The 3,596-nt window shown below is 38.3% G+C and carries 3 protein-coding genes; 1 reads left to right on the top strand and 2 read right to left on the bottom strand.

The annotated features are described in order from the left end of the window. Nucleotides 1–748: 748 nt before the first annotated feature. Together EKM78_RS12310 and EKM78_RS12305 are read right to left on the bottom strand one after the other, a co-directional pair. Complete coding sequence (locus tag EKM78_RS12310; RefSeq protein WP_125772638.1) at nucleotides 749–1,222, bottom strand: universal stress protein; 474 nt, start codon at nucleotides 1,220–1,222, stop codon at nucleotides 749–751. Between the two features lie 69 nt (nucleotides 1,223–1,291). After that, complete coding sequence (locus tag EKM78_RS12305; protein ID WP_125772636.1) at nucleotides 1,292–2,428, bottom strand: glycerate kinase; 1,137 nt, start codon at nucleotides 2,426–2,428, stop codon at nucleotides 1,292–1,294. A 73-nt stretch (nucleotides 2,429–2,501) separates the two neighbouring features. On the opposite strand from EKM78_RS12305, the gene EKM78_RS12300 reads away from it, so the two are divergent. Beyond that, nucleotides 2,502–3,305, top strand: coding sequence for a tyrosine-protein phosphatase (locus tag EKM78_RS12300; protein WP_125772634.1), 804 nt, complete (start codon nucleotides 2,502–2,504; stop codon nucleotides 3,303–3,305). The last annotated feature ends 291 nt before the right edge of the window (nucleotides 3,306–3,596 follow it).

Raw genomic sequence — 3,596 nt, 5'->3', positions numbered from 1 at the left:
AACCGCCGTATACGGAACCGTACGTACGGTGGTGTGAGAGGTCGGTAGCCTAGCTACCTCCTACTCGATCGGCTGAGCCCATATAGCGCCCCGACCCTCCACCTAGATAGTATGTAATTCCCCTCTCTTTTTGAGTTTTACCGATCTATTTTGATCAAATCGGCACTTTTTGCTCGTCCTATTTATCACATGTCTATCTCAATCTTCTCCAAAATAGTAAAAACAAAATCAAAACCAAGATCAAGCCCAGAACCAAACCAAATTACATATTATTCTAGTTTTAAATCGAGCTAATAACTTAAATATTTCGATGATGTTTTCCCTAAAAATTTAAAAGATAGATCGACAAACCAAGATCGTAAGACCGTGAGGAAATAGATTCGACTATTAAAACCAAACAACCTACCTGTGTAAGAATAAGTACCGTGAACCCCACCAACAAAGAAGTTTTGTACTACCCTAGGTCCTGTGGGGGTGGAAGGAATTCGCCGTCAGCCGCGAAATTTTTGTTTGCACGGCATGGGCCGTGCTTACAAAAAGGGTAAGCTTTGAGATGTCCGAAGCGGTTTTCTTCGGATAGCTCAAAGTTGCCCCGCAGCGTTCCACGGCGCAATTCCTGGAACCCCCACAGGACCGGCAATGAACCACCACCCAACCTATACCCTCAAAAAAGCTTAAACACATAAAAAACAATCCCATTCAAAAAATCGAATGGGATTTATCTTTTTTTACTATTTTTTATTACAACTTATTTCAATGTCTTATTATCAACGTCTGTTCTGACGATAATAACATCAGTTCTAACATTACGTGTTACATATTCTGAAACTGAACCTACTAATAGTCTTGTCACAGCATTCATACCTGTTGAACCGATCATAATCAAATCATTTTGATATTCTTCAACGAATTCTGTTGCGATGACAGTCTTTGGTTCACCAAATCTTACGTGGATCGCGATTTGATCTGGATCGAAGCCGTCTTTTACTGCTTCGTCTTTTAGTTCATTTAAATATTTTTGTGCATCTTCTGATAGTTGGTAAATTACATCCCCGTTTAACATTCCACCGTGCAAGCCGATGAATTGCTTTGTATCAAGAACTGTTAGCACGTCAATGTGGCCCTTGTTCATTTGTGCTACTTTGACTGCTTTGTGAAATGCCATTTCTGCTTCTTTTGATCCATCTACTGGTACCAAAATCTTTTCATAGTCTTGTTCCATAATTTAATCCTCCAACTGCGCCCTTAATCGAAAGCTTTACCTTTAGATTAATGCATAATTTTATTAATTTCAATCTTTTCCATTATGAAATGCACCCAATGTTCTCGCTAATTGATTAGCAATCGATTCATAATGTTCAAAAATTATTTGTTCATCTTTACTATTTAAAGAATAATCCGACATTTGTGTCGAGAATATTCCGGTAAAAAGTTGTTCATAATCTTCGAAGTCATCAATAAAGTTGTTACAAAAAATGAAGGTCGGCATTTTGGCATAGCCGGCGATCTTGCTTAAATGAAACAAGATTTCATCGTGCATTGATTCAGAAGAAACTTCGTCCGTTGCCGTGATCATCACGTCAGCTGATCTGATCGTTTCGTCCATCCCCGTCACATTAGCGACCCATTCAAATGATGAACGCGAAATATGAGCATCCATCATGGCAAACGCACCTGCTAGTGTGTTAATTGAGCCGGAACGAGGCATCGGGTGTATATCTAAATTATACTTCTTATTGATTTTTTCTGTAATATAAACCAAGTTATCTTCTAAAAAATCTTTTTGTGTTTCGGATAGATAATCGTGCTTTTCTTTCATTTCAATACTAGTAGAATAGCTCAGCAAAACGGTGATTTTTACTTTGCGCAATAATTTGTAGACATCATCTAAATCGGCCTCATAGCCATTTATCAGAGGATTTTCACCTTCTGGTATCAAATCTCCACCTTCATCATAAATCTTTGCTCCAAGGGCTTGCAGAGCTCCTAAGCCGCCATCAAATGTTTCTGAGGTCCCCAAAGAAATAACTATCTGGCGATAGCCACTCGTGACTGCATCCATAATGAATTCGCCGATCCCATAGCTTGTCGCATGAAAAAGATCATTGCGGCTTTTTGATTCGGCTAATTCTGGGCCAACTATTTGTTCTGTATCAATAATTGCGGTATCCTGACTGTCAATGTTCGTTAATAAGTAACGCCCCATCTTATTGTGCCAAAAGGCATCAAAGAAAGGTAAATCGACCCATTTACCACCAATTGTATGGGCTACTAACGCAGGCATTCCATATTTACTATCCGTCACCGGCATAGTAACTATTTGAGCATCTGGCAGGGCCCGTGAGATACCACTATATATCGCTTGCCCTATCAGTTTCGAACTGATAGATGAATCATGATATTTTCCTGGAGCGATAAGAAATTTCATGGATAAATCTTCCTTTTGCTATAATATAAAATGATTCAGTCTATAGACTAAATTGAGAAGAGAGGTTATTTTTATGGACAGAGCAACTGAAAGTGCACGTCGCATTCTAGACCTAGAAGCCGGCATCAACTTCCGTGAACTGGGAGGATACCAAACAGTTAACGGCCAGTCCGTTAAATATCACAAAATCCTTCGTTCAGCAGGACTTGGCGATCTAACTAATAATGACATTAAATATTTAAAAGACTATGGCGTAAAAATCGACGTCGATTTTCGCTCAAAAGACGAAATTGACAAGAAACCGGACCGGGTACCAGGTGGTGCCAAATACGTTTCTTTACCAGTCTTCGTAGAAGATCAAACTGAAGCATCTAAGATCGAAGACCGCGTCATCCCTGAGATCGACTTTGATCCCCATGATGGTTACAATCACATGCTAGACGTCTACCGCAACATGATCACCGAGGATCAAGCACGCAACGCCTATCGAAAATTTTTCGATGAACTATTAGGCAATAGTAACGATAATGAAGTAGTCTTATTCCATTGTACAGCAGGGAAAGATAGAACCGGCATGGGCGCCGTATTCTTTCTTTATTCTTTAGGAGTTCCCTTACCAACGATCAAAGAAGACTACCTATTAACTAATCAAGCTAGCAAGATCTATGTAGCCAACGTCTTAAAACAAGTGCAGGCAAAGGATCCTAGCTTAGTTGAATCGATCAAAGCTCTCTTGACCGTCAATGAGAACTACTTAAATGTTGCTCAAAAAGCGATTGAAGAGACATCTGGTAGTTTAGACAATTATATCAGAAGTGAATTAAAGGTTAGCGATAATGAAATTAACGACTTGAAGAAAATTTATTTATTGAAATAAATATGTAACAAGTTTTTCCTAATTAAGTTGCAAAAGCATCATAATTTCTTCATATTTTCCAGTTATTATGTAGACATAAGTTAAGGGAACAGCAATTAACCCTTAGCTTATACCTCTTCATAATAATTCTCATAATTCAAATAGATATAATTCTCATAATAATATAACAGTTAGCGGTTGTTACCTCCTCAAGTTTCAACTGCTTTAATTAAAAGAGAATGTGACATAAGTGTTCTCTGTACAATAAAAAATGGACGAAAACCGATTTTTGGTTTTCGTCCATTTTTTGTT

This window comes from Companilactobacillus furfuricola (assembly GCF_003946325.1).
GTDB lineage: Bacteria > Bacillota > Bacilli > Lactobacillales > Lactobacillaceae > Companilactobacillus > Companilactobacillus furfuricola.
This window is presented reverse-complemented; position numbering and strand designations above follow the sequence as displayed.